At 70.4% G+C, this 24959-nt stretch carries 21 protein-coding genes; 10 read left to right on the top strand and 11 right to left on the bottom strand.

Annotated features, from left to right (window positions below; all coding sequences use genetic code 11):
* Positions 1 to 138 precede the first annotated feature (138 nt).
* Both KLK06_RS42165 and KLK06_RS42170 read left to right on the top strand, forming a co-directional pair.
* A complete protein-coding gene (locus tag KLK06_RS42165; RefSeq protein WP_250906843.1) occupies positions 139 to 4137 on the top strand; it encodes a Pls/PosA family non-ribosomal peptide synthetase in 3999 nt (1332 codons plus the stop codon).
* A complete protein-coding gene (locus KLK06_RS42170; RefSeq protein ID WP_214641306.1) occupies positions 4134 to 5396 on the top strand; it encodes a M1 family metallopeptidase in 1263 nt (420 codons plus the stop codon). Before KLK06_RS42165 ends, KLK06_RS42170 begins: the two co-directional genes overlap by 4 nt.
* Positions 5397 to 5400: 4 nt before the next feature.
* Here the strand turns inward: KLK06_RS42170 and KLK06_RS42175 are convergent, their stop codons facing one another.
* On the bottom strand, positions 5401 to 6270 hold the full coding sequence (locus KLK06_RS42175; RefSeq protein WP_214641307.1) for a phenylalanine 4-monooxygenase: 870 nt from the start codon (positions 6268 to 6270) through the stop codon (positions 5401 to 5403).
* A gap of 109 nt (positions 6271 to 6379) precedes the next feature.
* On the opposite strand from KLK06_RS42175, the gene KLK06_RS42180 reads away from it, so the two are divergent.
* Complete coding sequence (locus KLK06_RS42180) at positions 6380 to 6916, top strand: NUDIX hydrolase family protein (protein ID WP_214641308.1); 537 nt, start codon at positions 6380 to 6382, stop codon at positions 6914 to 6916.
* Positions 6917 to 6930: 14 nt separating this feature from the next.
* Here KLK06_RS42180 and KLK06_RS60585 read toward each other — a convergent pair whose 3' ends face one another.
* The 6 genes from KLK06_RS60585 to KLK06_RS42210 form a co-directional block, all read right to left on the bottom strand.
* The gene (locus KLK06_RS60585; RefSeq protein ID WP_214641309.1) at positions 6931 to 7611 is read right to left on the bottom strand and encodes a DUF4142 domain-containing protein; all 681 of its coding nucleotides are present in this window, start codon (positions 7609 to 7611) and stop codon (positions 6931 to 6933) included.
* 108 nt (positions 7612 to 7719) lie between these two features.
* A complete protein-coding gene (locus KLK06_RS42190; RefSeq protein ID WP_214641310.1) occupies positions 7720 to 8220 on the bottom strand; it encodes a MarR family transcriptional regulator in 501 nt (166 codons plus the stop codon).
* A gap of 48 nt (positions 8221 to 8268) precedes the next feature.
* The gene (locus KLK06_RS42195; RefSeq protein ID WP_214641311.1) at positions 8269 to 10143 is read right to left on the bottom strand and encodes a ricin-type beta-trefoil lectin domain protein; all 1875 of its coding nucleotides are present in this window, start codon (positions 10141 to 10143) and stop codon (positions 8269 to 8271) included.
* A 103-nt stretch (positions 10144 to 10246) separates the two neighbouring features.
* Positions 10247 to 10909, bottom strand: a complete 663-nt coding sequence (locus KLK06_RS42200) for a nitroreductase family protein (RefSeq protein ID WP_214641312.1) — start codon at positions 10907 to 10909, stop codon at positions 10247 to 10249.
* On the bottom strand, positions 10906 to 12480 hold the full coding sequence (locus tag KLK06_RS42205) for an AMP-binding protein (protein ID WP_214641313.1): 1575 nt from the start codon (positions 12478 to 12480) through the stop codon (positions 10906 to 10908). Before KLK06_RS42205 ends, KLK06_RS42200 begins: the two co-directional genes overlap by 4 nt.
* A gap of 95 nt (positions 12481 to 12575) precedes the next feature.
* On the bottom strand, positions 12576 to 14351 hold the full coding sequence (locus tag KLK06_RS42210) for a PA14 domain-containing protein (protein WP_214641314.1): 1776 nt from the start codon (positions 14349 to 14351) through the stop codon (positions 12576 to 12578).
* 268 nt (positions 14352 to 14619) lie between these two features.
* Between KLK06_RS42210 and KLK06_RS42215 the strand changes: the two genes are divergently transcribed.
* Entirely contained in the window at positions 14620 to 16407 is a 1788-nt protein-coding gene (locus tag KLK06_RS42215; protein ID WP_214641315.1) for a serine/threonine-protein kinase, read from the top strand.
* On the opposite strand, the gene KLK06_RS42220 is transcribed toward KLK06_RS42215, so the two are convergent.
* Both KLK06_RS42220 and KLK06_RS42225 read right to left on the bottom strand, forming a co-directional pair.
* A complete protein-coding gene (locus tag KLK06_RS42220) occupies positions 16400 to 17239 on the bottom strand; it encodes an NAD(P)H-binding protein (RefSeq protein WP_214641316.1) in 840 nt (279 codons plus the stop codon). The genes KLK06_RS42215 and KLK06_RS42220 overlap by 8 nt on opposite strands.
* Positions 17232 to 17552 carry a nuclear transport factor 2 family protein gene (locus tag KLK06_RS42225; protein ID WP_214641317.1) on the bottom strand — a complete coding sequence of 107 codons (321 nt, stop codon included), beginning with the start codon at positions 17550 to 17552 and terminating at the stop codon, positions 17232 to 17234. The genes KLK06_RS42220 and KLK06_RS42225 overlap by 8 nt, the downstream gene beginning before the upstream one ends.
* Before the next feature lie 90 nt (positions 17553 to 17642).
* Here KLK06_RS42225 and KLK06_RS42230 point away from each other — a divergent pair, with 90 nt between their 5' ends.
* Positions 17643 to 18230 carry a TetR/AcrR family transcriptional regulator gene (locus tag KLK06_RS42230; protein WP_214641318.1) on the top strand — a complete coding sequence of 196 codons (588 nt, stop codon included), beginning with the start codon at positions 17643 to 17645 and terminating at the stop codon, positions 18228 to 18230.
* Positions 18231 to 18342: 112 nt separating this feature from the next.
* On the opposite strand, the gene KLK06_RS42235 is transcribed toward KLK06_RS42230, so the two are convergent.
* Both KLK06_RS42235 and KLK06_RS42240 read right to left on the bottom strand, forming a co-directional pair.
* Positions 18343 to 19110 (bottom strand): alpha/beta fold hydrolase, encoded by a 768-nt coding sequence (locus tag KLK06_RS42235; RefSeq protein WP_214641319.1) that lies wholly within the window; start codon positions 19108 to 19110, stop codon positions 18343 to 18345.
* A 151-nt stretch (positions 19111 to 19261) separates the two neighbouring features.
* Complete coding sequence (locus KLK06_RS42240) at positions 19262 to 20170, bottom strand: TetR family transcriptional regulator (protein ID WP_214641320.1); 909 nt, start codon at positions 20168 to 20170, stop codon at positions 19262 to 19264.
* 103 nt (positions 20171 to 20273) lie between these two features.
* Between KLK06_RS42240 and KLK06_RS42245 the strand changes: the two genes are divergently transcribed.
* The 5 genes from KLK06_RS42245 (at position 20274) to KLK06_RS42265 (ending at position 24892) form a co-directional block, all read left to right on the top strand.
* Positions 20274 to 21548 carry an FAD-dependent monooxygenase gene (locus KLK06_RS42245; RefSeq protein ID WP_214641321.1) on the top strand — a complete coding sequence of 425 codons (1275 nt, stop codon included), beginning with the start codon at positions 20274 to 20276 and terminating at the stop codon, positions 21546 to 21548.
* A gap of 137 nt (positions 21549 to 21685) precedes the next feature.
* Positions 21686 to 22057 (top strand): nuclear transport factor 2 family protein, encoded by a 372-nt coding sequence (locus KLK06_RS42250; protein ID WP_214641322.1) that lies wholly within the window; start codon positions 21686 to 21688, stop codon positions 22055 to 22057.
* A 147-nt stretch (positions 22058 to 22204) separates the two neighbouring features.
* Positions 22205 to 23077, top strand: coding sequence for an ABC transporter permease (locus tag KLK06_RS42255; protein ID WP_214641323.1), 873 nt, complete (start codon positions 22205 to 22207; stop codon positions 23075 to 23077).
* A 106-nt stretch (positions 23078 to 23183) separates the two neighbouring features.
* Entirely contained in the window at positions 23184 to 23597 is a 414-nt protein-coding gene (locus KLK06_RS42260; protein ID WP_214641324.1) for a peptidase inhibitor family I36 protein, read from the top strand.
* A gap of 302 nt (positions 23598 to 23899) precedes the next feature.
* The gene (locus KLK06_RS42265) at positions 23900 to 24892 is read left to right on the top strand and encodes a C40 family peptidase (protein ID WP_214641325.1); all 993 of its coding nucleotides are present in this window, start codon (positions 23900 to 23902) and stop codon (positions 24890 to 24892) included.
* Positions 24893 to 24959 lie beyond the last annotated feature (67 nt).

A 24959-nucleotide genomic window follows, 5' to 3' on the forward strand; every position in this document is an offset into this window, starting at 1 on the left:
GACTTCGGCGAGGTTGGAATAGACGCCCGATATGCGGCTGTTGCTAACGCGGTGGCGTAATCGTCACAGATGGCGGCGGAAGCAGCGTGTGCTCTTCAGTGCGACAGGACCGGCTCCGCCCGACTCGAGGAGCAGCGTTTGAGTCCGTACATGGCCGATCTCCAGCCGTTAAAGCTCGCCTCGCGCGCGGTCTACCCCGCGGGCCCGCTGGCGGCGGCGCCCCGTACCCTGCTCGACATCCTCGACGAGACCGCGCGGGTCCACCCGGACGAGCCGGCGCTCGACGACGGGACCACGCGGTTCGACTACCGGCGGCTGCGTGCCGAGGTGGCGCGGGTGGCGGGCGAGCTCAGGGAGGCCGGGATCGGCCGCGGTGATCGGGTCGGTGTGCGGGTGCCATCCGGCACCGCCGAGCTGTACGTCACGATCCTCGCCGTGCTCGCGGCGGGCGCCGCGTACGTGCCCGTCGACGCCGACGACCCCGAGGAACGCGCCGAGCTGGTCTTCACCGAAGCCAACGTCTCCGCGATCGTCACCGGCAGACCGACGGCCGACGCCGCGGGCATGACCGGTCATTCGACGGCCGACGCCGCGATCGTCACCGGCGGACCGGCTGAGCAGGCGACCGGCGAAGCGACCGATCGGGCGATCGGCGACCTGATCGTGCGGACGATGTCGCCGGAGCCGCTGCCACCCGGCGACGACTGGAATCCGCGCCCGCAGCCGCCCGTGCCCGGTGACGACGCCTGGATCATCTTCACCTCCGGTTCCACCGGCAAGCCCAAGGGCGTCGCCGTGACGCACCGCTCCGCCGCCGCGTTCGTCGACGCCGAGGCGGGCCTGTTCCTCCAGGACCGCCCGCTGGGCCCCGGCGACCGGGTGCTCGCCGGACTGTCCGTGGCCTTCGACGCCTCGTGCGAGGAGATGTGGCTGGCCTGGCGCCACGGCGCCTGTCTGGTGCCCGCCCCCCGATCGCTGGTGCGTACCGGCATGGACCTGGGACCCTGGCTCGCCGAGCAGGGCATCACGGCCGTCTCGACCGTGCCGACGCTGGCGGCGCTGTGGCCGGTGGAGTCGCTCGACGGCATCAGGCTGCTGATCTTCGGCGGCGAGGCGTGCCCGCCCGAGCTGGTGGAGCGGCTGGCCGTACCGGGACGAGAGGTCTGGAACACCTACGGCCCCACCGAGGCGACCGTCGTCGCGTGCGCGGCGCGGCTCACCGGCGCGGAGCCGGTACGCATCGGGCTGCCCCTCGACGGCTGGGATCTGGCCGTCGTCGGCGCGGAAGGCGACCCGGTGGCCATGGGCGAGACCGGAGAGCTGATCATCGGCGGTGTGGGCCTGGCCCGCTACCTGGACCCGGGGAAGGACGCCGAGAAGTACCCGCGGCTGCCGTCGCTCGGCTGGGAACGCGCCTACCGCAGCGGCGACCTCGTCCGCGCCGAGCCGGAAGGGCTCTACTTCATCGGCCGGGCCGACGACCAGGTGAAACTGGGCGGCCGGCGGATCGAACTCGGCGAGGTGGACGCCGCGCTGCAGGCGCTGCCGGGCGTCACGGGCGCGGCCGCCGCGGTGCGGACCGCCGGCGGCGGCCACCAGTTGCTCGTCGGCTACCTCGTGGCGGACGACGGGTTCGACCTCGGGCAGGCCCGCGAACTGCTGGCCGAATCGCTGCCCGCCGCCCTGGTCCCCCGGCTGACGCTGATCGACACGCTCCCCACGCGTACCTCGGGCAAGATCGACCGCGACGCGCTGCCCTGGCCGCTGGCCGAGCCGGGCGCGCCGGACGCGGCGACCGGTGAATTGAGCCCGGTCGAGGCGTGGCTGGCCGAGCGGTGGACCGACGTCGTCGGCGTCGCGCCGGACGGGCCGCAGGCCGACTTCTTCACCGACGGCGGTACGAGCCTGGCCGCGGCCCGGCTCGTGTCGCTCCTGCGCGTCGACTACCCGGACGTGGCCGTGGGCGACGTCTACGCGCACCCGACCCTGGCCGGGCTCGCGAAGCTGTTGGCCGCCCGCGGCCCGGCCAAGTCGGCCCGCCGGGCGGTGACACCGATGCCCGCGCGGGCCTCGCTCGCGCAGGCCGCGCTGATGGTGCCGCTGCTCACGGCGGGTGCCATGCGCTGGATCGTGCTGCTCGCGACGCTCGGCGACCTGCTCGCGCCGCCGTGGGCGCCTGCCGTCTCGTGGTGGTGGGTGGCACTGGGCTGGCTGGTGTTCGTCACCCCGCCGGGACGGATGGGCCTGGCCGCGGGGTCGGCCCGGCTGCTGCTGCGCGGCGTACGGCCGGGCCGCCATCCGCGCGGCGGCGGCGTGCACCTGCGGCTGTGGTTCGCCGAACAACTGGCCGCCCGGCTCGGCGTGCCCGACCTGGCCAGCGCGCCGTGGATGGGCCTGTACGCCCGGCTGCTCGGCGCCCAGGTGGGCGCAGACGCCGACCTGCACTCCGCTCCCCCGGTGACCGGGCTGCTCAGGCTGGGCGCGGGCGCCTCGGTCGAGCCGGAGGTCGATCTCAGCGGCTACTGGTACGACGGCGACGTGCTGCGCATCGGCGAGATCCGGATCGGCGCGGGCGCCACCATCGGCTCCCGGTCGACCCTGCTCCCCGGCACCAAGATCGGAAAGAACGCCCAGATCGCCCCCGGCTCGGCGGTCGAGGGCAGCGTACCTGCCGGGCAGCGCTGGGCCGGGGCACCGGCCGCCCGGCAGGGCAAGTCGCGCAGGTCGCAGCCGATCGAGCGGGCCGCCCGCTCCCGGTTCTGGGTGGTGATGTACGGCCTGTCGGCCGTCGTGCTCAGCCTGCTGCCGGTGGTCGCCGTCCTGTCCGGCCTGGCGGTGCTGGGCTGGTACGCCGGGGACGCGCGCACGCTGGGCGCGGCGCTCACGAGCGCGTTGATCGGTGTGCCGCTCGCGACGGTCGTCGGGATGGCCGTGTTCGCGCTGGTCACGCTGGTGATCGTGCGGCTGCTCGGCATCCGCATGCGTCCCGGCAACTATCCGGTGCACAGCCGCCAGGCGTGGCAGGCGTGGGCGACGGGCCGGCTGATGTCCGCGGCCCGGGTGTGGCTGTTCCCGCTGTACGCCAGCGTGCTGACGCCGGCCTGGCTGCGCGCGCTCGGCATGCGGGTGGGCCGCGGCGTGGAGCTGTCGACCGTGCTCGCGCTGCCCACCATGACCTCGGTCGGCGACGGCGCGTTCCTGGCCGACGACACGATGGTCGCCCCGTACGAGCTCGACGGCGGCTGGATGCGCATCGCCTCGGCGCGGATCGGCAAGCGGGCCTTCCTCGGCAACTCGGGGATGACCGCGCCCGGCCGCAAGGTGCCCAAGGACGGCCTGGTGGGCGTGCTGTCGGCGACGCCGAAGAAGGCCAAGTCCGGCTCGTCCTACCTGGGCATGCCGCCCGTGGAGCTGCGCCGGACCACCGAGGAAGGCGACCGGAGCCGCACCTACGACCCGCCCGCGCGGTTGAAGGCGGCCCGCGCACTGGTCGAGGTCTGCCGCGTGGTGCCCGCGATGGGCGCGGTGGCGCTGGCCGTCCTGACCGCCGGGGCCATGGAGTGGGTCGCGGCGTCGTACGGCTTCGCGGTGGCCGCGCTGCTGAGCGGCGTGCTGATGCTGGCCGCCGGGGTGGTCGCCGCGGCGGTGGCGACCGCCGCCAAGTGGGCGCTGGTCGGCCGGATCGCGGCGGGCAACCGACCGCTGTGGAGCTCGTTCGTGTGGCGCAACGAGCTCGCGGACAACTTCGTGGAGGTGCTGGCGGCGCCCTGGTTCGCCGAACCGTGGCTGGGAACCGCGCCCCTGAACGTGTGGCTGCGCTCACTCGGGGCACGCATCGGGCATGGGGTCACCTGTCACACCTACTGGCTGCCCGAGGCGGACCTGGTGAGCGTCGGCGACGGCGCCAGCGTCAACAGGGGCTGCGTGCTGCAGACGCATCTGTTCCACGACCGGGTCATGAGCATGGACACCGTCACGCTGGAAGGCGGGGCGACGCTCGGCCCGCACGGCGTGATCCTGCCCGCCGCCCGGGTGGGCGCCGACGCCACGATCGGCCCCGCCTCCCTGGTCATGCGGGGTGAGGACGTTCCCGACGGCTCCCGTTGGTTCGGCAATCCCATCGCGGCCTGGCGATGACCTCGTACTTCCCCTCGCACGGCGACATCAGGTACGGGGTCGCGCAGTACGATCTGACGCTGAAGTACCGCGTGTCCACGAACTGGCTGGACGGCACGGCCGTGCTGTCGGTGATCGCGCACGAGCAGCTCGACGGCCTGGACCTGGACTTCGGCCAGTTCCGCGTCTCGGGCGTCACCGTCGACGGCGTCACCGCCCGCTACACGCACCGCGACGGCAAGCTGCGCGTCAGCCTGCCCTGGACGCTGCGCGTCGGGGCCACCGCCGCCGTGGAGGTCCGCTACACGGGCAGTCCCAGGCCGGTGCGGAGCGTGTGGGGCGGCCTGGGCTGGGAGGAGCTGACCGACGGCGCGCTCGTGGCCAGTCAGCCGATCGGCGCGCCCTCCTGGTTCCCGTGCAACGACCGGCCCGGCGACAAAGCGCCCTACCGGATCACGGTGACCACCGCCTCGCCGTACCAGGTGATCGCGAACGGCCTGCTCGTCCACAAATACCGGTCGGCGGGCACCACGACCTGGGTGTACGAGCAGCCGGAGCCCATGGCGAGCTATCTGGCGAGCGTGCAGATCGGGCGCTACCAGTTCACGGACGTGGGCGGCACGCGGCTGGCCCACCCGCCCCGGCTCGGGACGCGGGCGCGGCACGACTTCGGGCGCCAGGACCAGATGATGGCGCTGTTCGTCGACCGGTTCGGGCCGTACCCGTTTGCCACCTGCACCGTCGTGGTGACCGACGACGAGCTCGACATCCCGATCGAGGCCCAGGGCATGGCGGTCTTCGGGCGGAACCACGTCGACGGCCGGCGGGGGCACGAGCGGCTGGTCGCGCACGAGCTGGCGCACCAGTGGTTCGGCAACAGCCTGACCGTGGCCTCCTGGCAGGACATCTGGCTGCACGAGGGCTTCGCCACGTACGCCGAGTGGCTGTGGTCGGAGGCCTCGGGCGGCCCGACGGCCGACGAGCTGGCCGCCCGCTGGCGCCGCCGGCTGGAGATCCTCCCCCAGGACTTCGTGCTGGGGGACCCGGGCACGGCGCTGCTGTTCGACGACCGCGTCTACAAGCGCGGGGCGCTGACCCTGCACGCGATCCGGCGGAAGCTGGGCGACCAGGTGTTCTTCATGATCCTGCGCGCCTGGACCGACACCCACCGGCACGGCGACATCACCACCGACGCCTTCGTCGCCCATGTGGGGCGCTACGCCGACCCGTCGGTCATACCGCTGATCTGCTCGTGGCTGTACGACAAACCGCTGCCGTGACATGTCAGCCATGCGGCCGCAGTCGCAGGGCCGAGTCGTCGTCGAAGGCGTCGAGGAAGTCGGCGAGTGTGTCGGCGACGTGGGTCAGCGAGCGGGCGCCGAACAGCACGGGCTGGTATCCGGAGATCTCGTAGGGGGTGGCCAGCGCGTCGAGCGCGTTCAGGTCGCGGATCCGGCCGCGGTCGATGCGGCCGAGCTCGCCGTAGGACGACAGGAGGGCCGCGCCGTACGCCTTGGGGGTCCCGCCCTCCTCCAGAACCCCGTACTCCAGGGTGAACCAGTACAGATCACTGATGATCTGCAGGGCTTCACGGGTCTCCACCCGCACCGCGGCCTGGCCGATCAGCTGGTAGATCGCGGCGAACTCCGGTGCGGCCAGGTGGATGCCGTGGCCGAACACGTCGTGGATGATGTCCGGCTCCGGCGAGTACAGCGGCACGGCCGGATGACGGACGAACTGCACGGCGTGGAAGTACCCCCCGGCCATCGAGCCGAGGAAACGCTTGTTCTCCACCACTCCCCCGGCCAGCGTGAGGTCGAACCCCGTCAACCGCCGCAGCCGGGCCCCGACCTCCGCGTGCTGGGGGATGCGGTCGGCGGGGACGCGGACCTCCTCCCGCGCGTCGAGCACGGCCCGGCACGCGTACGCCCGGTGCGCGTCGTCGAGCGCGCGGTGGACCCGGCGCCAGGTGGCGTGCTCGCTCTCGGTGTACGCAATCACCGGCGACGGATCCCCCACCCGGTGACCACGGGCCAGCTCGGCGAACGCGTGGCGCCGGGCGAGGTAGCGCGGATCGCACCGTCCGGGATGCTCGGCGGCGGTGCCGAGCGTGCCGTCGGCGGCGATCGGGGTCCGGCGCCACACATCGCTCATGCGGGGTTCATTACCGGGCGGCCGGACACCTGACGCCGGTGACGATAGGCTTTACCGAAGCTTGGAGGGTCCGGATGGATCAAGGGACGCTGGGACGTACGATCGTCAGATGACCGAAAAGACCGAAACTGTGCCCGGTTGGCTTGCTCCGGAGGAGCTGGAGTCGATGCGGGAGCGGATGCCGATCCTCTATATCGACGCCGTGCCGGTGCGAGTCGACGACACCGGCGTGGTGACCCGCGTCGGCCTGCTGCTCCGCATCGGCTCAGACGGAGCGGTCAGCCGGGCACTGGTCTCGGGACGCGTGCTGCACCACGAGCGGGTCCGCGACGCGCTCCTGCGCCACCTGGAGAAGGACCTCGGCCACACGGCGCTGCCCCAGGTGCCCGCGTCGCCGCAGCCGTTCACCATCGCCGAATACTTCCCGACGCCGGGGGTCACGCCCTATCACGACCCGCGCCAGCACGCCGTGTCGCTCGCCTACATCGTCCCGGTCGCCGGTGACTGCCGCCCCCGCCAGGACGCCCTCGACTTCGTCTGGTTCACGCCGGAGGAGGCCGCCTCCCCCCTGGTCCAGCAGGAGATGACCGGCGGCCAGGGGGTGCTGCTGAAGCAGGCGCTCGCCCAGGTGGGCCGCCTGCCCTAACCGGACCCCGGCGGTCAGGCGGCCGGCGGGGACGGGAAGGCGTCAGGGTTGACCAGGCCGGTGCTCTCCAGCAGGCGCTGATGGTTCAGCACCGCCGCGTTGGCCTGCTCGGAGAAGCTCCGCACGAGGGTGTTCTGCGTGCTGCCGCGCACCGCGCCGATCAGGGCGAAGATCTGGCCGTGCGCGAGCCGCAGCCACTTCACGTACGTCGAGTCATACTGCTTGCCGGACCGGCTGGAGATGTCGGCCATCCATTCCTGCTGCAGGGCAGTCGGCTTGATCGGCAGCTCCACCTTGAGCTTGGCCGCCAGAGCGAGGCCCTTCTCGTCGAGGACATGGTGCTGGGCCGCGATCTCCGCGCTGATCTGCCGCACCCGTGCGGTGCTCGCCCGCTGCGTGGCCTGCTGCGCCATGACCATCTCCCACAGGGTGGCGAGCCGGACCTTGGTGATCAGCTCCCTGTCGGCCGCCGACAACGGGCCCCACTTGGTCGCCCACGTACTGGCGTCGACCGCCCCCGCCGCGGCGGGCGGCGCGTTCCCGACGCCCGGCACGACCGTCGCGCCGGGGATCTGAGCGCCGGGGATCTGAGCGCTGGGGAGCTGAGCGCCGGGGAGGCTGGCGCACGCGCCGAGAGCCAGGAGCACGGCGACGCCACTGATGGCGAGAACGGGACGGCGATGTCGAAGTCGCACGCCGTCACCCCCTTCATGGGACCTCGGACTGTTCAGAAGGAGGTACGCAGGGCCGGGCGGGGCCGTTCATGGCAGGATGCAAAATTTGCTCTAGGCAAAGATCGACTCTCAGATGTCGGGCCAGCCGAGCGGGTGCAGGGCGTCCTCCGGCAGCTCACCCCCTGCCTCGGTGAAGGCCGTCATCGCCGTGACCAGCGCCCGGCACTGCTCGATCGGCATCCGCGAGACGATCGCGGCGATCTCCTCGCCGCGGCGGGCGGTGACCTGATCCACGATGTGCTGGCCCTCGGCCGTCAGGCGCATCAGGCTCTCCCTGCGGTCGCGCGGATTGACCTCGCGCACGATCAACCGGGCGGCGAGGAGCCGGTCGGCCATCCGCATGGCCGTGGAGGGGTTGACGTTGAGCAGCTCGGCCATGGTGACGAGCTTGGTCTCCCCGTGCCCGGCAAGCACCACGAGCATGCGGAACTGCGGCAGCGTGACCTTGTCCTCGACCGCGCCGAGCGAGCGGACGGCGATGGAGACGAGCAGGCGCGAACCGGTGAGGACGGCCGCGACAACGGCGGCTAAGTCCTCCCGGTTCGCCTGATCCGCATTACCCTCTGACATACGCACTGTTGTACACGCCCTGCCTGAGGACGAGGCCAACCGTGACCGTCAGGCCGGGACCGTCCACTTCTGGTTGGCCCCGCCCGCGCAGGTCCAGATCTGCAGCCGGGCGCCGTCGGTGGCGGCGTTGTCGACCACGTCCAGGCACTTGCCGGACACCGGGTTCACCAGGTCGCGGCCGGTGGTGTAGCTCCACTGCTGGGCGGCCGACCCGTTGCAGGAGTAGAGCTGCGCGCGGGCGCCGTTGGCCGTGGAGCCGCCGGTGACGTCCAGGCACTTGCCGAGCGAGCGGAGCGTGCCGTCGGAGGCGCGGGTCCACTGCTGGTTCGCCCCGCCGAAGCAGGTCCACATCTGCACGGGCGTGCCGTCGGCGCTGCTGCTGCCGGTCACGTCCAGGCACCGGCCGCCCAGCCCGCTGATCGTGCCGGTCGGCTCCGTCGGCGTGCCGGTCGGGGTGCCGCTCCAGGTGAAGGTGGCCGTCGTACGGGCCGGCATGGTGTAGGTGAACGACTGGCCGCCCCACACCACCTTGACCGACTGGGCGGACGTGCCACCGTTGTGGACGAGCAGGGCCTTGGAACCGTCCGTATTGCGGTAGGCGACGTTCTGTACAGTGGCGTTGGCGGTGGAGTCGACGCGCTGCGCCCCGGGCCGGACGAACTTGGTCAGGTGCCCGGTGGTGTAGTACTCGATCGTGTAGTCGACCTGGCCGGCGCGCGAGCCGCCTTCCTGCACGGTGATCAGGCCGGTGCAGGTGCCGCAGCCGCCGTTGTGCGGGCCCATGTTCTGGTTGACGCCCAGACTCCACTTGACCAGGCTGCCGCTCCAGTTCCTGGCGTAGTTGACGATGTCGGCCATGTCCTCGTTGTGCTGGTCGGTGATCCAGGTGCCGCCCGAGTGCTCGGTGCTGAACTGCCGTACCGCCGGATACTGGTTGTGCACCTGGGTGCCCACCGCCGGGTCGCCGAAGTAGCCGTGCCACGCGATGCCGCCGAACAGCGGGTCGTTGCGCACCCCGGTGTCGGCGAGGATGGGGGCGCCGCTGGCGGCGTAGTCGCCGTAGTTCCAGTCGTGGATGAGCACCTTGCTGGTGATGCCGGCCGCGCGGAAGGCCGGATAGACGTGGTTCTTGGTGAACTCGATTAGTCCGGAGGGGTTCCAGCTCATGCCCGGGTAGTTCATCGCGGTCGGGTTGCCGGCCTGGCAGCAGTTCGGCTCGTTCTGCACGGAGATGTAGTCGATCGGCACGCCGATCGCGGCGTAGGACTGGACGTACTTCACCAGGTACTGGGCGTACATGGGGTAGTACTCCGATTTGAGCCAGCCCATCTGGTCCATCCGGCCGTTGTCCTTCATCCAGCCGGGCGAGCTCCACGGCACGGCCATGATCCGTAGCTGGGAGTTGAGCTGCTTGGCCTGCTGGGTCAGCAGGCGCACGTTGGTGTCGTAGCCGTTGGCGCCGAAGTCGTTCAGGTTGCAGCAGGTGTCGTCGAGCGACACGTTGCCCGGCCGCGACAGGTCCGACGCGCCGATGGGGTTGCGGACGAACGACAGGCCGATGCCGTCGGCCGGGCTGAACAGCCTGCGCATGACCTCGTCCCGGGTGGCGGCGCTGACCGGGCCGCCACGCAGCAGGTACGCGGTGGTGTCGGTGATGGACGCGCCGCCGCCTTCGAAGGTCTGGTAGCGGGTGCCCTCGTTCACGGTGATCGTGTGGGTGGCGGCGCCGCTGCTCGCCGCGAACGCGGTCGGGGTCTGCTGCTGCAGGCCCCGGGTCACCGTCCGGCCGCCTGCGGAGGTGGTGGTCAGGTAGATGTTGACCGGCTCGTTGGCGGCGAAGGCGCGCGGGGCGGCCATGAGGCTGCCGGCGGCGAGGCACACGGCCAGGGCGGCCTGGACCATGCGCCTATGTGGTGTTGTCACGGGGGGCTCCTCTGTGACATTGGGGGGTGTATACCGAGACAACTTATGTTTCTCACTTATGTCAAGGCATAAATTAAGGTCGCCGATAAGCCCCCCGATGACGTCACACGGCGCCCGGGCCGCTCCAGCGGTCGAGGTGGAGGACGTCGTCGAGCGGCTGGCGCGAGGCCGGCTTGAAGGTGTCCCCGGTGTAGTAGGCGGTCGGGATGAGCACGCCCTGGCGGACGTCGTCGGGGATGCCGAGCAGCTCGGCCACCTCGCTCTCGTAGGCCAGGTGCAGGGTGGTCCACGCCGTGCCCAGCCCGCGCGCCCGCGCGGCGAGCATGTAGCTCCACGCCGCGGGCAGCAGCGATCCCCACAGCCCGGCCTGGTTGCCTTCGGGGAGCCGGGACGCCTGGATGCACGGGATCACCAGCACCGGCACCTCCCCCATGTGCTCGGCCAGGTGCACGGCGCTCGCCGAGACGCGCTGCTGCACCTCGGCTCGGGCCGGGTCGTCCTTGTACAGGTGCGCGCCCGAGACGCCGGACGCGAAATACGCTTGCGCCGAGCGCAGGTAGTAGTCACCGATCTGCCGGCGGAGCTCGGGATCGGTGACCACGATCCAGTGCCAGCCCTGGCGGTTGCCGCCGCTGGGCGCCTGCAGCGCGATGTCCAGGCACTCCCGTACCAGTTCGAGCGGGACGGGGCGGTCGAGGTCGAGGCGCTTGCGCACGCTTCGGGTGGTGGTGAGCAGCTCATCGAGACTGAGCGGTGAGATCGTCATGAGCTCATCGTGCCACCGAGTCTCCGCCGATCCACCTTGCCCGTCTGGTTGCGGGGCACGGCCGTCACGAACACGATGTCGCGCGGCACCTTGTAGCCGCCCAGCTCGGCCTTGACGGCCTGTTTGAGCTGGTCAGCCGACAGCCGCGCGCCGGGCTCCCGGACCACGTAGGCGGCCAGGCGCTGGCCGTACTCCTCATCCGGTACGCCCAGGACGGCCACGTCGGCGACGCCCGGATGCTGGCCGAGGAGGTTCTCGACCTCCTGCGGGAACACGTTCTCGCCACCCGAGACGATCATGTCGTCTTCGCGGCCGTCGATGAACAGCCGCCCCCGGCCGTCGCGGTGCCCGAGGTCGCCGGTGCTCAGCAGGCCGCCCGCTTCCGGGCTCGCGCCGCCGCCCGAGTAGCCGCTGAAGGTGAGCCCGCCGCCGACGAGAACACGGCCCACCTCGTACGGCGGCAGCTCGCGGCCGTCCGGGCCGGCGATCACCACCGTGGTCCCGCGCGTGGGACGTCCGATGGTGTCCGGGGCGGCCCACAGGTCGGCCGGGGTGGCGAGCGTGGCCCAGCCGACCTCGGTGGAGCCGTAGAGGTTGTAGAGCACGTCACCGTAGGCGTCCCTGAACGCGGTGGCCAGGTCCGGCGGCAGCGCCGACCCGCCGGAGACCACCACGCGCAGGTGCGGCAGCGGCTGGACGTCGTGGGCCAGCAGCCGCTTCAGCATGACGGGCACGGCGACCATGGCCGTGGCCCGATGACGGTCGAGGGCGCGAAGGACCGTCTCCGGGTCGAAGCGCCGGGTCAGCACGACCGGGCAGCCGAGCACCAGCGCCACGCCGTACCAGAGCAGGCCGAGCCCGTGGAACAGCGGCGGCGCGATGAGGATCGGCTCGCCGGTCCGCAGCGGCACGGTGGCCAGCATCGAGGTGAACGGCTCGGCCAGCGCGGTCAGTGACAGCCGTCGCGTCGCTCCCTTGGGCACGCCGGTCGTCCCGGACGTGAGCAGCACCAGGCGTCCCGGCCGGCGCGGCGCCGGTGGCTCGGGCCCGGTGGCGGACGCGATCAGCTCGTCCAGGTCGCCGACGCGGGTCCCGGCGAAGTCCACGGGCGGCAGCTCCGGCGCGGCGATCAGCGTGCGCACGTCCTCGCGCCGCAGGACGTCACGCAGCCGCGGCCCGGCCAGGCCGGTGTTGAGCAGCAGCAGGTCCGCGCCCAGCCGCGAGACGGCCGCCACGGCCTCGACGAAGCCGCGGTGGTTGGGCCACATGATCGCCACGGTACGGCCCGGCCGTACGCCGAACCGGTCGTACAGGGCCGAGGCCAGCGCCACCACCCGCTCGTCGAGCTCGGAGAACGTCAGGCAACCGTCCTCGTCGAAGATGGCGGGGCGATCCGGCCAGCGCGCGGCGGCCATGGCCACGCCCGTGGCGGGGGTGACGTGGAAGTGGCGGAACGCCTCCACCATGCGCGCCAGGTCCGCGGGCGGCACGGGGCGCAGCAGACCGTTGCGGGCGAACGTTTCGACGGCCTCCGCGCCGAAGCCGCACAGCCGGGCCAACCTGGTGATCATCCGGATACCTGTTCTCAAGGGTAAGAAGGCCATACCCATGGGATCCGGTTCTAGCCCGGACGCCCACCCCGGGAGCGGGGTGGGCGCGGGCGGGCCTAACCGGCGAGCAACTTCTCCGCGGGAATGAACTGGCGGGGGATGCTCGGGCTCTCCCATCGCAGCTCGGCGATGGCGTCATAGCCGCCGTCGTAGAACTCCATCTTGATGTCGTGCGCCCCGGCGCTCAGCGCCACCTGGCCGGTGTCGTCGCGCTTGGAATGGTCGGTCCAGTTGTCGATGAGCGGCTTGCCGTCCACCCACAGCCGTACCCCGTCGTCGGTGGTGGTGACAAAGGTGTAGGTCTCCGCCTTGTCGGCCACGACCTTCCCCGTCCAGCGCACGCTGAAGGTGTCGGCGCCGATGGCCGGGTCCGGGGCGGCCGAGCCCCAGTCGAAGTTCACGGTGGGGTCGATCCTGGTGACCGTGGCGCCGGTGAGGTCGGCGTTGTCGAAGTACGTCGCCGACAGCCCCTGCTGGTCGATCACCAGCGTCGTCGCCGAACCCGCCGGCAGCGTCAGCGTGGCCTTGCCGCCGGTGATGGCCGCGGTTCCGGTCCGGTGCGGAGTCCAGGCGTCCGACGTGCTCTGCCAGATCGCCGCGGTCCCCGCCGTCAGCCCGGTGAGCGCGAGACCGGCCTCGATCGGGTCGGCGCCGACGTTGACCAGGACCACGTTCTTGCTCTGGTCCGAGGCGAAGACGTGCAGCTTGTCGTTGTTCGCACTCGCCTGGACGACGGTCTTGCCGAAGGGCCGGAACAGCCCCTCACCGGTGTACATGCCGATGCCGTGGTAGATGGGCAGGGGCTCGCTGCGCGGGATGCCTCCTTCGCCGTTCGTGCTGGTCAGGCCGAGCTGCCCGTTCTTGTCGCCGTACTGGTAGGCGCTGGCGCCCGCGTGCAGGATCTGCCCGAGCGCCGCCGCGCCCCACAGCGTGTTGAAGTGGGTGAGCGTACGGTGGCCGTCGGGGTCGTTGAAGTCGGAGTTGAACTCACCGATCTGCAGGTCGATCTTCCGGCCCAGTACGGACTCCGCGAGAGCGCTCACCTCCTTGATGTCGTTCTCGTAGTCGCGGATCACGCTGCCGAGGAGCGCCTCGTCGGTGATCTCATCGAAGCCGTTGCCGTAGTCGTGGTAGTCGACGAAGTCGACCCGGCTGCCGGAGCCTTCGAGGAACGTCCTGATGTAGTCGCGGTCGTCCCAGGCCGTGGCGGGGCCGCCCACCTTGACCGCGGGGTTCTCGGCCCGTAGCGCGTCGGTGATCAGGTTGAAGCGGCTGCTGTACTCCGCCGCCGTCATCTCCGGCTTGTCGGGCGTGCACGCGCAGTTGAGCTCGTTGCCGAGAATGAACCGCTGCACCGGCTTGCCGGTCGCCGCGAAGTGCTTGTAGAGGGCCACCGCGTCACCGCGGTTCACCTCCGCGCTCTGCCGTCCGTCCACCTGGAGGATGACGACCGGTTCGGCGCCGAGGTCGCGGATCGCGGTGATCCAGGCGTCTCCCGAGACCTCCGTGGCGCATTTGTAGCCGCCGCAGACGATCGGGCTGTCATGGTTGCCGGGCTCCTGGTAGTGGAGCTCGATCCGCATCCGGCCGATGCCTAAAGCGCGCAGCCGGTCGCGGTGTTTGGTGTCGTTGGTGATGTACGAACCCTCGCCGTACCCGGTGATCCCGATGCCGAAGTCGGTGGGTGCGATGGTCCGGATTGGTTTGGTGAAGTCCACCGAGACGGTGGCGGCCACGGCCGCCTCCGCCGGTACGCCCGCCGTCCAGACCGCCGCGGCGGCCAGACCGCCCGCGAGAGCGGCGTGCAGCGTACGACGTGCCAGTGCGATCATCCTTCTCCTGTCACAAAGTTCACAAATCCCGTGGATCATGACATATGCGGATTACACGGAAGTGACTTCTCGCGTTGATGTGGCGGGTGACACTGCGCTGATCTCACAGATCGACGTGGTCCGGGCGGACAACCCCGTCATCCGGCACAATCGGCTCTATGCAGATGCCGCCCCATCCGCACGAAGGCGAGGACGCGGTTCGCCCGCGCCGCCGCCGGCCAGATCCCCGCGCTCGCTCTCTGCCGCTGCTGCTGTGCGAGAGGGTCTGATGCGGCCTCTTCGATCGACCGATCCCCGGGAAGTCGCCGGGTACGTCCTGCGGGGGCGGCTCGGCGAGGGCGGCCAGGGCACGGTGTTCCTCGGCACGTCGCCCAGCGGGCATCGGGCGGCGGTCAAGCTCCTGCACACCCACTTCGGCCACGACCTCGACGCCCGGCGGCACTTCCATCGGGAGCTGGCGTCCCTGCAACGGGTGGCGCCGTTCTGCACGGCCCGCGTCCTGACTGCCGATCCCGACGCCGACCCTCCGTACGTCATCAGCGAGTACATCGACGGTCCGTCTTTGCAGGAGGCGGTGCGCGACAACGGGGTGCTGCGCGGCGCGGACCTCGACCGGCTGGCCATCGCGACGGCCACGGCGCTCGGCGCCATTCACGCGGCGGGGGTGGTGCACCGCGACTTCAAGCCCGCGAACGTGCTCCTGGCCGCCGACGGTCCCCGGGTCATCGACTTCGGCATCGCGCGCCCGATCGACGCCACCGCCGCCACGGTCAGCGGTGTCGTGGGCACTCCGGCGTACATGTCACCCGAGCAACTGTCCGGTCACCCGGCCGGTCCGCCGCTGGACATGTTCGCGTGGGCGTGCACGATCGCGTACGCGGCCAACGGCCGGCCGCCGTTCGGGCACGAACCGCTGCCCGCCGTGATCAACCGCATCCTGAACGCCGAACCCGACCTGGGCTCGCTGACCGGGACCTTACGCGGCTTCGTCGCTGCCTGCCTGCACAAGGACCCGTCGTGGCGGCCGGCCGCCCGGCAGGTGCTGCTGGGCCTGATGAACAAGCAGCCCGGCCCCCCTTCGTACGGCACACCACCGTCTTTTGGAACGCCCCCGCCCGGCGGGACACCACCGAGTGGCGGGACACCTCCGGGTGGCGGGACGCCCCCGCCCGGCGGGACGCCTCCGGGTGGCGGGACGCCCTCGGGCGGCGGGACGCCATCGCCCGGCGGGACACCGCCGCCTGGCGGGACGCCCCCGCCTTACGGGACACCGGCGCCGCTCCGACAGGGGCCTTGGCCGATCACGCCGCCACCCGCCACGCCTCACCCGACACAGCCGCGCCGTAAGCGCGCCGGTGTGATCGTCGGCACGGCGCTCGCGGCGAGCCTCGCGATCACCCTCACGGTGGCCGCCGCCATCGCCATCAACCAGGACTGGCCCTCAAAGCCCAGCTCCAGCCCATCGGCTTCGGGCCCGACCGGCACGTCCCCGACGGCGACGGCTACACCCACGACCACGCCCACAGCCAAGCCCGCGGCGCAAGTGGCGCGCTCACCCCGCCTGGGGCTGGAATTCTGGCAGGACAAGGCGGCCAGCCCCATGTCCCTGACCGATCTGGACCAGCCCATCACCACCGTCACCTTGAAGCGCGAGCCGTTCGAACTGCGATTCCCCACCCTCCCCAAGAACACGGCCGCCCAGGTCTGCGCCTGGACGGATGACTCCGTCTTCTCCATCGAGGACGGAGGCAAGGTGGCCGACCATCCCTGTTTCCGGCCGGGGACCGGCATCGCCGACTACGAGCACGGATCGGGGACGCTGTATCTGAACGACCACGGCCACAACTACCTGATCGGAGACCGGGTCGGGCACAGCTCCGACTCCCAGGACACGGTCCTGTTCTCCACGGTCTTCAAGGACGGCGCCTCGACGCTCCTGGCCAACCAGCAAAAGGATCTGTACCTGACCGTCTTCATCGACCTGGACGGAGACGGGACCTTCAAACGCGCGGCTCCGGGCGAGTACGAATACGTCATCCTGGATTTTCCTAGCTGAGCGCTGATCCCCCTGGCAACTCCATCTCAGCGAACACCCGGAAACTGCGCGCCGGGCGGCCGGTGACACGCTCGACGGTGCCGGTGACCCGGTCTTCCGAGCCACCGCTGATGTCCTCGTCGAGTGCGGCGAGCATCGCCGCGAATTCCGGAGGAATGCCGTTTTCGGTCAAGCGCACGGCGAGTTCGCCCGCCGTGATGGACCGATGGCGGATCGGCCGGCCGACACGCCGCGCGATGATCGCCGCGACATCGGCGTAACTCAGCGCCTCGGGCCCGGTCAGAATGTGCTCGGTGTTGTGCGGGTCCTCATCGACCAGCGCATGCCCGGCGACGGCGGCGATGTCCGTCGCGTCGATGAAAGCCACCCGGCCCTCCTTCGTCGCGGTGACGATCTCACCGATCGCCACGCCCCGGGCGGCGGCATGCTCACCGGTGAAGTTCTGCATGAACCACGACGGCCGCAAGACCGCCCACTCGGCCATGGTCGTACGGACAAGACTGTGCACCGCGCCGAGTCCCGGCGTGCCCTCCGGCGGTGCGGACGAGCTGAGTTGCACGACGCGCCTGACGCCCTGGCGGACGGCCTCTTCGAGGAACGGCTCCACCAGCGGGACGGGATCGGCCACACCGACGGGAGCGACGAGATAGACGGCCGAAACCCCCCGCAGCGCGGGCGCGTGGGTGTCCCGGTCCGCCCAGTCGAACCGCACCTGCATGGCGGATGGTGGCTTACGTGTCGCCAGCCGGGCCGGGACGCCACGCTCGGCCAGGAAGGCGGCGACCCTGGAGCCGGTCGTGCCGGTCGCACCGAGAACGAGGACCTCACTCATGCGCACCACCGGCGAACGCGGTGGTCAGCTCGTCCGAGCCGCCCATCGCCTCGGCGGCGAACTCGGTGATCACCACTTCGGGATCGACGCTCTGGTGCACGACCTGCTCAGCGATCTCCCTGACGTCAAGGATGTCCGGGTAGCCGCGCAGGTACTCCTGGATCGCGGCGCGGCCTTCGAGCCGCTGCGGATAGCCAGGCGGCGCGAAGGGAAACTCCACCGTGCCGGTCTCCGCCCACAGTCCGGCGAAGGCCGACATGTCCTTGGAGATCAGGAGCTTCAGGGCGTGGTTGACAAGCTCTTTGGAGTTCATGGGGCTCTCCTCACATTTGGACGGTACGGGACCGTCCCGTCCCAACGTACACGGGACGGTCCCGTACCGTCCAATCGCTAAACTCGCCGCATGAGCCGTCGCACACCCACCGGCGCAGCCGTCCTGCAACCGGGGATCACCAAGGCCATCACCGAAGCCGTCCTCGACGAACTGGCCGAGCAAGGCTACGCACGCCTGTCGATGGAGGCCGTCGCCAAACGGGCGGGAGTGGGCAAGAGCGCGCTCTACCGCCGTTGGCCGTCCAAGCAGGAGATGGCGATCTCGGTGATCTCCGAGTTCAGCGTGGCGCGGGCTCCGGTCCCGGACACCGGCTCACTGCGGGGCGACCTGCGCGAGACCCTGGACGCGCTGATGGAATGGCTGACCCATCCCCGGTTCTCGCGGATCCTGCCCGACCTGGTGGCCGAGATGGCCCGTCATCCCGACCTCGGCGAGGTCGTCAAGACCATGGTCGGCGCGCCGAGGCGCGAGCGTGCCATAGTGATGTTCCAGCGCGCGATCGAGCGCGGCGAACTGCCCGCGGACACCGACCTGGAGCTCGCCCTCGATCTGTTCGCCGCGCCGATCTATTGGCGGCTCACCGTTCGCGCCGTGGAGGCGGGACCGGGCTATCTCGACAGACTTACGGAAATGATCCTCCGGGCACTTGGCGCCTAGCGTCGCTCCCCGGCGGCCGCGCGCGTGTGGCCCGTACAAGACGGTTTTCTGGCGTCGGGATCGGTGGGCTCATCAACGAAGTCCTGACCGGCCACCATCCGTTGACTGTTGTCTACCGGGTCGGTTCGGCGAGGAAGGCGGAGATCGCCGACTTCATCCGCGGGTCGAACAGCGCGGTGGCATGCCCTCGGCCGGGAAGCAGGACCAAGCGCGCGTCCGGGATGCCGGACGCGGTGGCACGCACCAGATCGGGCGGAACAAGCCGATCACGGGTGCCGCCCACAACCAGCACGGGCGCGCCGATCTCGCCGAGCCGCCCGGTCACGTCCCAGGTCTGGGCCGCCTCCACCAGCGCGGCCTCACCAGGCGCCCGAGGCCGGCTCCGGGACAATCCGAACGCGGCCAGCAACAGCAGCCGCAGCGGGCCGTGCGCGATCAGGCGGCTGCCGATCCGCGCGGTGGACCGGCCCTCGCGTTCAAGCTCCACCATCCGCAAGAGATCACGCAGGCCGTGCTTGCCGACTCGGCTCGCGGCGATACAGAGCACCAGGCGCCGCACGGTCCGCGGATGGTCCAGCGCCAACTGCAGGGCGGTGATTCCCCCGCCCGAGGTGCCCATGACGTCCACCGGCTCCCCGAACCGTTCGCGTAGCGCGGTCGCATGCCATCCGGCCAGCCTGGCGATGGTCATGCCCGGGGCCGGGCGCACCGGACGGTGGATCAGGTGGACCGTGCGCTTGAACCCGCTGGCGAGTGCGGTGGTGGACCAGGCCGCCGTACGCGGCACCCGCACGGACAAGTCGGCACCCTGCCCCAGCCCAGGCAGCGCCACCAGCGGCGGTCCCTCGCCCACGGCCACCGCCGACAGACCGTCGTTCAACCGCTCACCAAGTACGTGTTCCCGATCTCGGCTCCTGCCGGCTGTCATACCTGCTGAACGGTGCCGAACGTAAAAAGTTCCGCCACTGACCCTGAGCTCCGGCTGCAGCACTGCTACCGTCTCAAAAAGAGTCGCATATTTAGTCTCAAAATTAGTCGTTCGACAAGTGCCGGTACACGGTGGCGCGAGAGACGCCCAGGGCTCGGGAGATGTCGGCGGCGGTGTGCTCGCCGGTCGCGTGCATCCGCCGGGCGGTCTCGATCATGTCCGGGCTCATCGCACCAGGCCTGCCGCGCCGTCGGCCCGGCGGCCGAGCGGGCGCGGACGAACGGCCGGCAGAGGACTCGGTGGAAGCCCCGGCGAAGGACTCGGCCGAGGACGTGAGCGAGACCTCCACCGAGCGCCCCTCCTGGCCCCCCGCAGGAGGCCCGACCTGGAGCTCCGCCGCAGACCCGGCCTGAAGGTCGGACGGAGAGCCGACATGGAGATCGGTCGCGGACCCGGTCACACGTCCCGGGACCGTCTCGCCGAGGAGCCGTTCCACCCCGGCCAGCACCGCGGGCCGGATCAGGTCGGCGGGCAGGTCGGCGAACATGACGACCGGGTCGCTGAGCATGGCGAACGCCTGCACGGCCCGGACCTGCCCGGCGAGATCCGCGTCGGGGCCGGCGATGAAGCGCTCGGCCGTCATCGCGGTGTCGCGAAAGCGCTCGAACGTCGGGCGGTCGGCGCCCAGCGCCAGGTCCTGCGTGTTCATCCGCATCAGGAACCGGTGCCTCAGCCACACGTCGAGCAGCCCCTCGATGACGACCCACCGCTTCCGCCGGAAGTCGGAGCCCTCGATGCCGTTGGCCGCCTCGACGGCGGCCTCCATGTCGGCCAGCATCGGCTCCGCCAGGGTGGCAAGGATGTCCTTCTTGCTGGGGAAATGGTAGAGGACCGCGGTCTTCGTCAGGTTGAGCCGCTCCGCGATCTCCCGTACGGAGGTGGCGTGATAGCCGAGCGAGGCGAACAGTTCGAGCGCGACCCGCAGGATCCCGGAGCGGGTGTCGTCAGTCATGTCGCAGATTCTAGCCGCTTGACTGACCATCGGTCGGGACCTATGGTTCAACCACTGACCGATGGTCAGGACGCTGAACAGGCGAATGAAGGCGAGAGGTCTCATGAACGAGCGGATTCTGATCTCTGGGGCGAGCATCGCGGGGCAGACCCTGGCGTACTGGCTGGCCCGGCACGGGTTCCGGCCCACCCTGGTCGAGCGCGCGCCCCGGCTGCGCGAGGGCGGCAACGGCGTAGACGTACGAGGTCACGCCATCGACGTGGCCGAACGAATGGGGATCATGCCCCAGATCAGGGCGATGGCAGCGGACGTACAGGGCATTTCCTTCGTGAACGCCGCGAACCTGAGCGTGGCCCGCATCGACGCGCAAGCCATGCAGAGCGGCGGCGACGACGTGGAGATCATGCGTGGCGACCTGGTGGCGCTCCTGTACGAGGCGACGAAGCACGACGTCGAGTACGTTTTCGGCGACTCCATCCGGACGCTGGAGCAGAGCGGTGACGGCGTGACGGTCTCCTTCGAGCACGGCCCGGACCGCCGGTTCGATCTGGTCATCGGCGCCGACGGCATGCATTCCACGGTCCGCCGGCTGGCCTTCGGCCCCGAGTCGCGGTTCATCCAGTACAAGGGCCACTACTTCGCGTTCTCGAACGCCGACTCGGCGCTGGGTGAGAACCGCTGGGTGACGATGTACAACGTGCCGGGCAAGATGGCCGGAATCTACCGCTCGGGCAACCACGCCCGGGCCAAGGCGTACTTCATCTTCCGCCGGCCCGAGCCGCTGACGTACGACCACCGGGACGTCGAGCAGCACAAGCGCTTGGTGAGCGAGGCGTTCGCGGGTGAGTCGTGGCGGGTGCGGGAGCTGCTCGCCGGAGCGCTCGCGGACCCCGAGTTCTATTTCGACGCGTTGAGCCAGGTGCGGATGCCGTCGTGGTCGTCGGGCCGGGTGGCGCTCGTGGGTGACGCCGCCTACTGCGCGTCTCCCGCGTCGGGCGCCGGCGCCGAGCTGGCGCTGGTCGGCGCGTACCGGCTCGCGGGCGAGCTCGCGGCGGCCTCCGGGGATCACCAGGTCGCCTTCCGCCGGTACGAGGACGGCCACCGGGAGCTGGTCGACCAGAAGCAGAAGATCGGGCCCAATGTCCGCCTCATGGTGCCGAAAACCCGCACCGGCAGGTGGGCCCGCGACGCCATGGCCCGGCTGCCGCTGATGCGGGCCATGGCGAAAGTGGAGCGCATCATGGCGCCCAAGAACACCGAGCCGCTACCCGACTACGCACGCGACCAGGTGGCCGACCACCTGATGCGCGAACCCCAGCTCGTGCCCGCGAACCGAGCGCGGGCCTTGTTTCCGCGCTGCGATCGCGCGGCCCTCTGACCTCGCGCACACCACCCGGCCAGCCGCAGCAAGGTAGCGCCACCACCCGTAGAAGCGGGGACCTGATCTCTTTCTCCTGCCGGGAGATGACGCTGATTCGAAGCCTGTCAAACCAAAGGTGATATGATGCATAGGTCATGACGACTCATGACGCCGCACAACTCCCCGAAGCCTTCATGGCCGCGTTCAACGCCGGGGACACCCAGCTCCTGGAGCACCTCTACAGCGACCCGGGCGTGCTCGTCCCCAGACCAGGTCATCCCGTCACGGGCAAGGACCGGGCCGCCGCCAACCAGTACCTGCTCGGGTTCGGCCTGCCGATCGACGCCCGGTTACGGCACGCCTACGTCACAGGCGACACCGCGCTGCTCATCGTCGACTGGACCATTCGCGGCCGGGCGCGCGACGGCCGGGAGATCGACCTCCACGGCACGGCGACCGACGTCGCGCGGCGGGGCCCGGACGGCCTATGGCGCTACCTCATCGACAATCCGTTCGGAGCCGGCTGAGTGATCAACGCTGCCCGTACCTGAGAATCGGGAAATCCCTGCTCCCGAAACCCTGACCTGGCCCTCCCCGGCGAATCAGCCTGACGCCCCTATGACAAACCAAAACGCTCTTGAATTGCGGCCACGCACGCGAGGATGATCGCCCGTATGCGAGTTGTCGTTCTCGTCTGGGAAGGCTTTCTCGGGATCCTCACGATCGCCCTGATCGTGGTGGCGCTGCTGAGCGCGCCGCCGAGCCAGTATCTGCTCTACATACTGGCGCAGGCCGGGGCTACGGGGCTGGTGGCGACGGGGCTGGCGCTGTCGTTCCGTACGGGCACGCCCAACCTGGCGGTCGGGTCGATCGCCGCTTTCACCGCCATGGTCAGCGCCTCACTGATGAGTGGGCTGGGCTGGACAGCGGCGATCATCGCGATCCTGATCGCCACGGTCGGCGGGCTCGTCCTGGGTCTGTTCGTCACCGCGCTCTCGGCGCCGGCGTGGGCCGTGACCCTGGGCGTGGCCGTGGCCTGCGAGGCACTGGTCAACGGCATCGCGGACGCCCGCGCCATCCCCGTCGACATTGATTTTCCGACCTATGTGTGGCCCGTGCTGTTCGTCATCGTGTCCCTGGGCGGCGCGCTGGCCTGGCCCGCCCTGCGCGTGAAGTCGCCGTGGATCATCGCCATGGTGGGGCTGGGCGGGTCGAGCCTGCTCGCCGCCCTCGGCGGAGTGGCGCTGCTGACCCGGACCCACGCGGCCAGCCCCGTTTCGGGCTGGACCACTACCACGCTGGCCTTGGCCGCGGTCCTGCTCGGCGGGATCAGCGTGCACGGCAAGCGGGGCGGCGTGGCGGGCACCGTGCTCGCGGTGCTCTTCCTCTCCCTGGTCCAGGGGCAACTGGTGCTCTGGGCCGCGCCGCAGTGGGTGTTCCAGGTCATCGCCGGAATGGTGATCCTGGGCGCGCTGCTGGCCGGGCGGCTGGCCGACCTGGTGACCCAGGAGACCCCGGCCCCGGTGACGTCCGAAGGCAGACCGTAAGCGATTCGGCCCGGCCGCGCCTGAGCGATTGCCTCTTCCGCACCGAAGATCGAATCATGTATGTTCATGCCCGTCATCGAAAGAAAGTTTCAACCGAAGAGGGGCAATGGGCAAGAAGCTTCAGATGCTCGCGCTACCGATCGCAGCCGTCGCGCTGTCCATCCTGCCGACCGTTCCCGCCCACGCCGCCACGGGCTATGACCGGTGCCATGACGACAACTACTGCATGTTCTCCGGCCTCGACGGCACGGGCGACATCATCGAGATCCAGAGCGACACGCCGGATCTCGCCGCGTTGAACATGGGCGGCCGGGCCAAGTCGGACTGGAACCGGACGGATTCCTACATCCACCTCTATTCCGAAGCCAACTACGGTGGCTGCTCGGCGGTGACCACTCCGGGTGGCAAGGGCAACTTCTTCTCCACCTACCGCGACTTCTTCGACTCCGTCCGCATCGGCGGATCGAACGGCCCCTCCTGCGGGACCCAGGAGGACTTCCGGGTCAAGTCCCACTCCTGACAGCGGCACGAGGCGCCCCGGCATCGCACCTTCGATGCCGGGGCGCACGCATGTCCGCTCCCGAGCAGGTGACCGGCCTTGCTGCCAGGTCTGAGCGCCCTCCCCGATGAGCCGCGTCGGCTGCGCACTGAACGCCCTGGCGCGTGCGCGCGTATCTACACATGGGTCGGCACATCACTCCCCTATCGCCAGTAGTAGTGGACCTCGCAGCCGTCCCGACGAGAAATGGCGCTGAACAGGCCATCTCTCCTGTACGGTTTCGCCCCATACAGGGACATTTACGAGGAGGCGTCGTAGTGGCCATGCCGACAAGGCTTGGACGGGTGGCAGTGGCCGTGGCGCTGGCGCTGGGCGCGCTGGCCGCCACCCCGGGAGGCGCCGCCGCCGAGCCGCCGCCCACCAGCCCACAGGCCAAGGCCAAGGCGAAGGCCAAACTGGTGAAGCTCAACGAACGAGCCGACAAGGTGGTCGAGCAGTACAACCAGGCCACCGAGAGCTACACGAAGGCCAAGAAGAAGTACGACGCCCTCAACGCCGAGGTCGGCCGCAAGGGCGTACAAGCCGACGCCCTGCGCAGGGACCTCGTGGCGGTGGCGGTGAACAACTACCAGTTCGGCGAGTTCGCGGGCTGGCAGCGGTTCGTCGTCGAGGGCACCCCCGAGGCGACGCTGAGCGGCATGGCGTCGCTCGACCAGATGACGCAGGCCAGGGTGGCGAAACTGCGGGCCTACGAGGCGACCACCAAGGACCTGCGCGATCGGCGCAATGACGCCAAGACCGTCCTGGCCGAGGCCGACGACGCGCGCGACAAGGTACGCGGGGAGAAGACGGAAGTCGAGAAACTGGTCGCCGAACAGACCAAGATCCTGCGCAAGCTGGGCGCCTTCCAGTCCGGCGACCCCAACAGCACCGGCATCAAATACACCGGCCCGGCCTCCGGCAACGCCCGGGTCGCGCTCCAGTTCGCCTTCGCCCAGGTCGGCAAGCCGTACCAGTACGGCGCCACGGGCCCGGGCTCCTTCGACTGCTCCGGCCTCACCCAGGCCGCCTGGCGGACCGCGGGGGTCGTGCTGCCCCGCACCACGTACACCCAGTGGAGCTGGGGCGCCGGCCGTCGCGTGGCGCTGGACGAGCTGGAGCCCGGGGACCTGCTCTTCAGCAGAGGGCTGGGACATATGGGCATGTACGCGGGCGGCGGGAAGATGGTCCACGCGCCGCAGACCGGAGACGTCGTCAAGGTGGTCGACCTCGACGACTATTGGCGCGCCCGCCTCCTCGGCGCGATCCGCCCCTGACCCGGCGGGCGGTCGCAGGTGCCGTCAGGGCGGATACGATCGACTCGTTCAGCGCTGCGGAGGAGGC

This window comes from Nonomuraea sp. NEAU-A123, assembly GCF_018603905.1.
Classification (GTDB): domain Bacteria; phylum Actinomycetota; class Actinomycetes; order Streptosporangiales; family Streptosporangiaceae; genus Nonomuraea.

What these genes read in the sequence shown, in the direction of transcription:
- KLK06_RS42170 (WP_214641306.1), top strand. Translation starts at nt 4,134, where the DNA reads ATGACCTCGTACTTCCCCTCGCACGGCGACATCAGGTACGGGGTCGCG.
- KLK06_RS42175 (WP_214641307.1), bottom strand. Translation starts at nt 6,270, where the DNA reads ATGAGCGATGTGTGGCGCCGGACCCCGATCGCCGCCGACGGCACGCTC.
- KLK06_RS42180 (WP_214641308.1), top strand. Translation starts at nt 6,380, where the DNA reads ATGACCGAAAAGACCGAAACTGTGCCCGGTTGGCTTGCTCCGGAGGAG.
- KLK06_RS42190 (WP_214641310.1), bottom strand. Translation starts at nt 8,220, where the DNA reads ATGTCAGAGGGTAATGCGGATCAGGCGAACCGGGAGGACTTAGCCGCC.
- KLK06_RS42200 (WP_214641312.1), bottom strand. Translation starts at nt 10,909, where the DNA reads ATGACGATCTCACCGCTCAGTCTCGATGAGCTGCTCACCACCACCCGA.
- KLK06_RS42205 (WP_214641313.1), bottom strand. Translation starts at nt 12,480, where the DNA reads ATGATCACCAGGTTGGCCCGGCTGTGCGGCTTCGGCGCGGAGGCCGTC.
- KLK06_RS42210 (WP_214641314.1), bottom strand. Translation starts at nt 14,351, where the DNA reads ATGATCGCACTGGCACGTCGTACGCTGCACGCCGCTCTCGCGGGCGGT.
- KLK06_RS42215 (WP_214641315.1), top strand. Translation starts at nt 14,620, where the DNA reads ATGCGGCCTCTTCGATCGACCGATCCCCGGGAAGTCGCCGGGTACGTC.
- KLK06_RS42220 (WP_214641316.1), bottom strand. Translation starts at nt 17,239, where the DNA reads ATGAGTGAGGTCCTCGTTCTCGGTGCGACCGGCACGACCGGCTCCAGG.
- KLK06_RS42225 (WP_214641317.1), bottom strand. Translation starts at nt 17,552, where the DNA reads ATGAACTCCAAAGAGCTTGTCAACCACGCCCTGAAGCTCCTGATCTCC.
- KLK06_RS42230 (WP_214641318.1), top strand. Translation starts at nt 17,643, where the DNA reads ATGAGCCGTCGCACACCCACCGGCGCAGCCGTCCTGCAACCGGGGATC.
- KLK06_RS42240 (WP_214641320.1), bottom strand. Translation starts at nt 20,170, where the DNA reads ATGACTGACGACACCCGCTCCGGGATCCTGCGGGTCGCGCTCGAACTG.
- KLK06_RS42245 (WP_214641321.1), top strand. Translation starts at nt 20,274, where the DNA reads ATGAACGAGCGGATTCTGATCTCTGGGGCGAGCATCGCGGGGCAGACC.
- KLK06_RS42250 (WP_214641322.1), top strand. Translation starts at nt 21,686, where the DNA reads ATGACGACTCATGACGCCGCACAACTCCCCGAAGCCTTCATGGCCGCG.
- KLK06_RS42255 (WP_214641323.1), top strand. Translation starts at nt 22,205, where the DNA reads ATGCGAGTTGTCGTTCTCGTCTGGGAAGGCTTTCTCGGGATCCTCACG.
- KLK06_RS42260 (WP_214641324.1), top strand. Translation starts at nt 23,184, where the DNA reads ATGGGCAAGAAGCTTCAGATGCTCGCGCTACCGATCGCAGCCGTCGCG.
- KLK06_RS42265 (WP_214641325.1), top strand. Translation starts at nt 23,900, where the DNA reads ATGCCGACAAGGCTTGGACGGGTGGCAGTGGCCGTGGCGCTGGCGCTG.